Origin of the sequence: Paenibacillus alginolyticus DSM 5050 = NBRC 15375 (assembly GCF_000422905.1) — a bacterium.
GTDB classification, from domain to species: domain Bacteria; phylum Bacillota; class Bacilli; order Paenibacillales; family NBRC-103111; genus Paenibacillus_E; species Paenibacillus_E alginolyticus.
The window spans coordinates 74723-81835 of record NZ_KE383950.1 but is presented as its reverse complement, the minus strand read 5'-3'; the positions used below and the strand labels follow the sequence as shown (position 1 = coordinate 81835).

8 protein-coding genes are annotated in these 7113 nt (G+C 44.3%); 4 read left to right on the top strand and 4 right to left on the bottom strand.

Annotated elements, in window-relative coordinates; translation table 11 throughout:
* Positions 1-937 precede the first annotated feature (937 nt).
* On the bottom strand, positions 938-1951 hold the full coding sequence (locus tag G519_RS48350) for a glycine-rich domain-containing protein (protein ID WP_051254203.1): 1014 nt from the start codon (positions 1949-1951) through the stop codon (positions 938-940).
* Between the two features lie 110 nt (positions 1952-2061).
* Between G519_RS48350 and G519_RS0140460 the strand changes: the two genes are divergently transcribed.
* Positions 2062-2946: a TIGR01777 family oxidoreductase gene (locus G519_RS0140460; protein WP_029199376.1), complete on the top strand. Its 885-nt coding sequence runs from the start codon at positions 2062-2064 to the stop codon at positions 2944-2946.
* A gap of 55 nt (positions 2947-3001) precedes the next feature.
* Here G519_RS0140460 and G519_RS0140455 read toward each other — a convergent pair whose 3' ends face one another.
* The gene (locus tag G519_RS0140455; protein ID WP_029199375.1) at positions 3002-4492 is read right to left on the bottom strand and encodes an esterase-like activity of phytase family protein; all 1491 of its coding nucleotides are present in this window, start codon (positions 4490-4492) and stop codon (positions 3002-3004) included.
* Between the two features lie 170 nt (positions 4493-4662).
* Here G519_RS0140455 and G519_RS0140450 point away from each other — a divergent pair, with 170 nt between their 5' ends.
* Positions 4663-5157 (top strand): glutathione peroxidase, encoded by a 495-nt coding sequence (locus G519_RS0140450; RefSeq protein ID WP_029199374.1) that lies wholly within the window; start codon positions 4663-4665, stop codon positions 5155-5157.
* 53 nt (positions 5158-5210) lie between these two features.
* Here the strand turns inward: G519_RS0140450 and G519_RS0140445 are convergent, their stop codons facing one another.
* Positions 5211-5432, bottom strand: a complete 222-nt coding sequence (locus G519_RS0140445; protein ID WP_029199373.1) for a YuzB family protein — start codon at positions 5430-5432, stop codon at positions 5211-5213.
* Positions 5432-5734: a heme biosynthesis protein HemY gene (locus G519_RS0140440; RefSeq protein WP_029199372.1), complete on the bottom strand. Its 303-nt coding sequence runs from the start codon at positions 5732-5734 to the stop codon at positions 5432-5434. Before G519_RS0140440 ends, G519_RS0140445 begins: the two co-directional genes overlap by 1 nt.
* 216 nt (positions 5735-5950) lie before the next feature.
* Here G519_RS0140440 and G519_RS0140435 point away from each other — a divergent pair, with 216 nt between their 5' ends.
* Together G519_RS0140435 and map are read left to right on the top strand one after the other, a co-directional pair.
* Entirely contained in the window at positions 5951-6310 is a 360-nt protein-coding gene (locus G519_RS0140435; protein ID WP_029199371.1) for a winged helix-turn-helix transcriptional regulator, read from the top strand.
* A gap of 38 nt (positions 6311-6348) precedes the next feature.
* The gene (gene map / locus G519_RS0140430; protein WP_029199370.1) at positions 6349-7095 is read left to right on the top strand and encodes a type I methionyl aminopeptidase; all 747 of its coding nucleotides are present in this window, start codon (positions 6349-6351) and stop codon (positions 7093-7095) included.
* Positions 7096-7113 lie beyond the last annotated feature (18 nt).

Sequence of the window (7113 nt, the reverse complement as noted above, 5' to 3'; positions counted from 1 at the left end):
CAAGCTGTTCTTCATACGCAACCTTCGTGACTTTATCTACTCCCGTCGCTTTGTCGGCTGGTAGTTTTAAGTGACTATCCCTAAGCATTTGCTTATTCAGCAGGTGAGCTAAGGATGTGAACCGTTCTTCGGGTTTTGCTTTTGCAACCTCTGCTATTCTTGCTAGTTTCGTTTCCATTTGTCCTCCGCCTCTGTGTGCTGTAAATGTGTCTCTACCAAGATCGGTAACATGTAGCCGCCTTCCCTCCGCCGACATTACATCGGTTTCTTTGGTACTATGCAGCTATCCGACTCCCTGCGTACCGTTTGGCATTCTTCCTTTCGATCGGTTGTTTGCCATACTCTCATGTACTTTCCTAAAAAGTACTTGTTCATGAAAGAGTCGCAGGGTCTCCCAGGTTCCCGTGTAACCATTGTTCAGCATGCCTGGCTCTCTGACCCCGGGGAAGCTTGGTTACGCTCGCCAATTTCACGCTTAACCATGTGTTGCCTTCCAGTATACCTAGACTGTCGGCCTTCCCGTTGTTACGTATTTCGAGGCTCCATCACTTTCAGGCCTACTGCCTAACTGTCTACGCTTAGCACCCGACATTACTGGCGGTAGCCCAAGACTCGCTATTGGTGGCATGGCTTTTGCCTTTCCAAGCAGGAGTTCCACCTGCTAAATTACACGACTTTACCGTTGGTCGCTCAGGTATCTACGTTCCGTCAAGCTTGGAGTCAGCAATGCTGCACTTTTCGATGTGAAGCTAAATTTATGAGTAGCCTCCGCCTCCTCCCATACTCAAACAAAAAACACTCTCCGACGGAGAGTGCAAACGAGCGTGTTTACTGTGTTCTCAGTGTTCCTTACGCCCATTCGCCGCTTCCCGGCATCAAGCCAAGCCAGGAACAAGTGATTCCACGAACGAAATGAATGCTGCTTCCACAGCCAACATTAATTGCTGCCGCAACCAGACCCGCAGCTCGATCCTGACGAGCAAGAAGAGCTCGAGCCGGAACTGCAACTGCTGCCGCTGCTGCAGCTGCCGCCGCCGCCTTGATCTCCAGAACTATCACCACTGCCCCCAGAACCTCCACAACCCGATGAAGAACAGTTGCTTTGCTTGTTATTATGGTTATTAGGAACATTCTCAGGCCACTGTGAGTTCATCCCGCTTGTATAGTTATTATTATCCTGAATGGAGAAGAACATCATGGCTCCTGCCATGTACACCATGTTGTTCGGGTTTGTAATTGAATCCTTCCAGCCTGTATCCTCAAACCTGCGGCTGTTCGCTGAATGTCTGGCTTCATGAATCGCCTGCTTAATGAGTATGCGGATCGCCTCAGCAACTTCTGGATACCGCTTAGCCTGTTCCATATCGAACCATTGCTCGGCGATTTCATCTTCATTCGCTCTGCGCAGCAAATCTGTTCGATCCTCATCCAGTGGATTGCGGAAAAATCCGTTCCAGCACCGCGAACTCGTTGGAGCGAACTCGAACAGATGCGCATATACCCAATCGAACCAAGCTCGTTCGCCCGGCATTTGCTTGGGTTCACGTTCAGGGGAATGATGAATAACGCCACCAGCAAATTGATCCCCGAAGCGCTGATATTCTCTCGTAAACATCAGCATCTCATGCCAAATCTCATCGATTTCGGTGCTAAACATCGGGGTTCTTTTTAAAATGAGATTCATCAGGAAAAATCGTTTTAATTCAAACCATTTACAGGTGAACTCGTCATCGGACATGGAAGGATTCCCTGCTTTTACACGATATTGGAGTCTTTCTACATAATCAAGTGGAAGTGAACTATTCAGCTTAGTAACGAGACGTTCTAACGGAATACCTTCTAGTAAACCAAGCCCTTGAGGTAAATCTGAAGCTCGAAAGCTCGGTTTGGAATTCCCTACGCGGCTTCTCTTGGACGGTTTGGGTGATTTTCGGAATAAAAAACGAAACATATGGCATCCCTCCCTATTTCCAATATAACACAGTAATGTAAAGAGAAGAATAACATCAGTTGGAAAACTTTGTATAAAGGTCCTATAATAAAAGCAGGAGGTGCTACAGGATGAAAATAGCAGTAACCGGTGGCAGCGGTTTTATTGGCAATCGATTGATTTCTCATTTGCTGCAGCAAGGTCATGAAGTCATCAATATTTCGCGTTCACCCCGAGCTGTTGCAGAGAATGTACGCACCATCACTTGGGATCAACTGAAGACGGATTCGAGTTCATTCGCAGGACTGGACGCCATTGTGAATTTGGCTGGCGAGTCGATTAATCAGCGTTGGACAGCTGCGGCCAAAGAACGAATCATTGGGTCTCGACTAAAGGCGGCTGAGCAAGTGGCTCAGCTTGTAGAACGCATGGAAGTGAAACCGAAAGTCGTGGTTAATGCTTCAGGAATGTCCGTATACGGTACCTCAGAAACCGAAACCTTTGACGAGCGAAGTCCGCACCGACCTGTCGATTTCTTATCGAGTGTAGTTGAACAGTGGGAAAGCGCGGCTGATCAGATACAGGGAACACGAATTGTAAAAGTACGCGTTGGACTTGTCCTAGACAGCAAGGAAGGCGCATTTCCGAAAATGGCATTGCCATATAAACTTGGTGTTGGCGGTCCCATAGGCAGCGGCAAGCAATGGCTCTCCTGGATTCACATCGTTGATATGGTGAGGCTTATCGAATTCTGCATTCAGAACGAAGCGATTGTAGGTCCTATTAATGCGACAGCGCCGAATCCGGTCACGAATAGAGAGTTTGGACGGGCATTAGCGAATGCGATGCGAAGACCTAATCTATTCCCGCTTCCTGCTTTTATTTTAAAAGTCATTTTCGGTGAGTTATCTACCCTGCTTCTGGAAGGTCAGAAAGTGCTCCCCCGCGTATTAGTAGAGCATGGCTTTACGTTCAAGTATTCTTTCGTAGACAAAGCCCTCGCTGATATTGTTTAAATAATAAAACCCAGACCACCGATTGCGCCTCGATGAGCTGGGTTTTCGTTTACTTTTATTTCGTAGATAAGTCGTCTGAAACTTGAATAAGTTGTAATTGAGTTGGTGCATTTGTTAGTGTTAATACGCCTTTATCATCATAGCTAACACCGAAGTCATTGTCGTTCACAATCGCAATTGTATTTTTGTCAACAACCGTCAAGCCTTCAATCTTCTCATACGGGTATCCTAGTTTAGCAATATCCACTATTAATTCTTTGCTCACTGGTTGAATACCTTGGTCTTTGAGCTGCTGAATAGATAGGCTTTCCAGGTTTTTGCTTGTATCTGTTCCTAAAATATTCGTAGCTTTAGAAAAATCAGATTTGTAAATTCGTTTCAGCTGTGCGTCAGCACCCGCATTTTTATCACGCTCATCCACAAGCAGCACATCGCTGGATAGCGCGGAGAGATCACTGATCACGATATCTTTTTGGTTCACTTTGACGAACATGCCAGCTTGTTCAGCCACATAAACGTACTCGCCTACGATTTGTTTCGTGGCTAGATCCATTTTGAGGATACGCAGATTTCTGGAAGACTCGCCTGTTTTCTTATCCGGATTTGCCATTGGACTTTGAATGGACGTGTACAAGAATTTGCCGTCTGGGGAAATAGTCACGCCCTCGAATCCACGGTTGGAAATACGCGTATTGTATACCTCAGGCAGTGTATCAAAAATTGGCGTTTGAGCTCCAGCTTGAACGAGCTTGTCTTTAGCGCCTTTTGGGACGTAACGCCCTAGAATCGTGCCATCACGCTTCACTTGAAGAATGGATGGGCGATATTCATCTGAAACCCAGAATGTATCGTCAGTAGGGCTGTAAGCGATACCTTCCAGATCAAGACCGTCAGGATCATAAGCCAGCTTCGTAACACCTTTCTCATCGTACGGTACTTCATCGATTCCAACTAAGTTCGGCAATCCTGTTATGTATTTGCTATTGCTTACTTTATCCAATTTACCATCCGGAAGCGATAGTTTGATCGTCTCCAAGACTTCAATGTTTCCGTTCGTAATTTTGAATTTATAAATACGTGGATTATAGTTCTCGATCGGGAATGTGCGAAGTTTATCTTTACCTACTTCACCGTTTGGCCCGCGATCCGCCAACGTATAGAACGTATCAGCTGCATCTTTAGGTAAGTGAATAAGACCTGAAAAACCGCCTTCTTGAATACCTTTATCAAGCACAGGAGCATTTTTCCACTCAAATTTACCAGTCACTTTAGGAATATCTTTGAGCGAGATGGATTGATTCCATTCATTCCATTCGATTTGTTTGCCAAGCGCTTCACCAATAGTGCGAAGAGGAACATATGTGCTTCCGTTAATGACAACGGGATCTTTATCAAGCGTAAGCGTTTTCCCACCAGAGGTTATTTGAAACTTCACAGCAATAGCCTCCAAAGTAGCTTGTCCTGCGTATACGACAGTTGTTGTAGAAACGGCACAAATGGCCGCAAGTACAATAAGCAGTCGTCTTCTTCTGAGTAATCTTTTCATATTTACCCCTCCATCATCTAATAAACTTTCACTGTGATAAGCATAATGTTTATATATTCGTGGAGTAACATTGGGATATGAAAAAAATGTAAATTAAAAATAGCTGTTCAAACTCATTAAAGTTGTTTACAATTAATTTGTATAAAGCAAAAATAAAGAAGGTGACCCTTTTGAACGTTCATCAATTTACAGTTCGCACGATCCGCGGTGAAGAAAAGTCTCTTGCTGATTACCAAGGTCAAGTGCTGCTTATTGTGAATACCGCTACGAAGTGCGGATTTGCTCCTCAATTCACAGGACTTCAAGAGCTCCATGACACCTATAAGGAACAAGGCTTTAGCGTGTTAGGATTTCCATGCAATCAGTTTAAGGATCAGGAACCCGGCGACGACGCGCAAGTCGAGCAAGCCTGCCAAATTAATTTCGGTGTTAACTTTCCTTTGTTCTCCAAAATCAATGTGAACGGCGCAGACGCCCATCCGCTTTACCAATACCTGAAAAAGCAGGCCCCAGGTCTACTTGGTTCAAGCATTAAATGGAATTTCACAAAGTTTTTAGTTGATCAGCAAGGCAATGTGATTAAGCGCTTCTCCCCCACTACTTCACCAAGCAAAATTGACAGCCAAATTCGCAAGCTGCTGGAGAAATCAGCTGTACATGCTTAATTTTTATTGGAATGAAGAAAAGCATCCAACCCGGATATGGGCGGATGCTTTTTTTATTTTACATACTTTTTGACCTTTTCAATCACTTCGTCTTCCGTTGGTGCTGTCACATAGCGTCCATTAATAAAAATAAATGCAAATCGGGAACAAGGACCGCAATATGATTTGCAGGCAACTTTGACTTCAGCATCGGGTGCAATGACACTTATCTTAGAAAGGGCAGTCTTCACCTTCATGTGTTTGCATTTATCACAAATGCGAATATCATTGCGCATTAGTGATCTCCGTGATTCCCCTTGCTTGGGTTCGTAATCATGAAGCCTTCTTCTGGTGTGTAGAAGTAATCAATACGGATGCCATCCAGCAAAGGTTCATTTTTATCAAGAATAACGTCAATACCCTTATCTGTGCTTACAAGGACATCATTCTCTGATTTATCGTCAAGACCCAAACCATAGTGAGCATGGTCACCGTGTGAATGAGTCACTTGTACGCGAACCAATAATCCTTTGTTTTCTTCTTTATCAAGCTCCAACTGAAGTACTTTAGCTGCATTGCGTGAAATTTTGACATTCATATGTACACATCTCCTGAAACATTAATTTTTATTTCTTATTGTAAAGAATCTAAGGCACGAAATCAACCTTTGCCCAAGGTCATGCCTTCCTATTGCTAATTCACTTAACGAACTTTAAAATACATAGTAGTGAGCACAAAGAACACTAATTACACGGAAGAAACTAACTTACATAAAAGTTAGTTCTATACATCCAAATTGAAAGGACGCGAACTTATGTCAACCCTTGAGAATGAAAAAGTCGCTCCACTCAGCAACTATGTTCCTAAAGTACCCAAAGAAATCGAATGCTCAGTGGAAAGAACACTTGAAGTTATTGGTGGAAAATGGGCTTTTCTCGTGCTTCGCGAATTATTTTGCGGAACGAAGCGTTTCGGCGAGCTGCAGCGCCAGATAACTGGAGTCAGCCCTAAATCATTAACGGATATCCTACGTCACCTCGAGGAACATGGGGTTTTGGAACGAATGGCTTACCCTACTGTTCCTGTTACGGTCGAGTATACCTTGACACCGAAAGGCCAGGATTTGCATCAAATAATAAAAGAAATGAAGTTATGGTCAGCAAAGTGGACATAATGACTAATTAGGGACTATCACCAGAGGAGTGAAGTTTGATGATCACAATTAAATCAAAAGAACAAATTGAGAAAATGGGCAGAGCAGGTCGTATCCTGGCTGATTGCCATAAAGAAATCGCTAAAATGATTCGACCTGGTATTACCTCCTGGGAAATCGACCAATTCGTAGAGGGCTTTCTGACGAAGCACGGAGCCACTCCTGAGCAAAAAGGATATCACGGTTATCCATATGCTACTTGTGCATCCGTCAACGACGTGATTTGTCACGGTTTTCCTAAGAAGGAGCCCCTGAATGACGGCGATATTGTAACCATCGACATGGTTGTACGTATAGATGGTTGGTTGGCTGACTCCGCGTGGTCTTATGCAGTGGGTAGCATTTCTCCAATTGCCGAGAAATTGCTGAAAGTAACGAAAGAATCTCTATACAAAGGAATTGAGCAAGCCGTTCCCGGCAACCGCATCGGCGATGTATCGCATGCCATCCAAGTGTATGCCGAATCGCATGGTTTTTCCGTTGTAAGAGATTTTATCGGACACGGGATTGGCTCCGAGATGCATGAAGAGCCGCAAGTGCCTCATTATGGGCCAGCTGGCAAAGGGCCGCGGATTAAAGAAGGCATGGTCTTCACGATTGAACCGATGCTAAATGTAGGTAAATACCATTCCAAAGTAGATCAAGATGGATGGACAGCAAGGACTTATGACGGCAGCTTATCCGCTCAATATGAGCATACGATTGCCATTACGAGTCAAGGACAGATCATTTTAACTGAACAATAAAGATACCGGAGGAACATG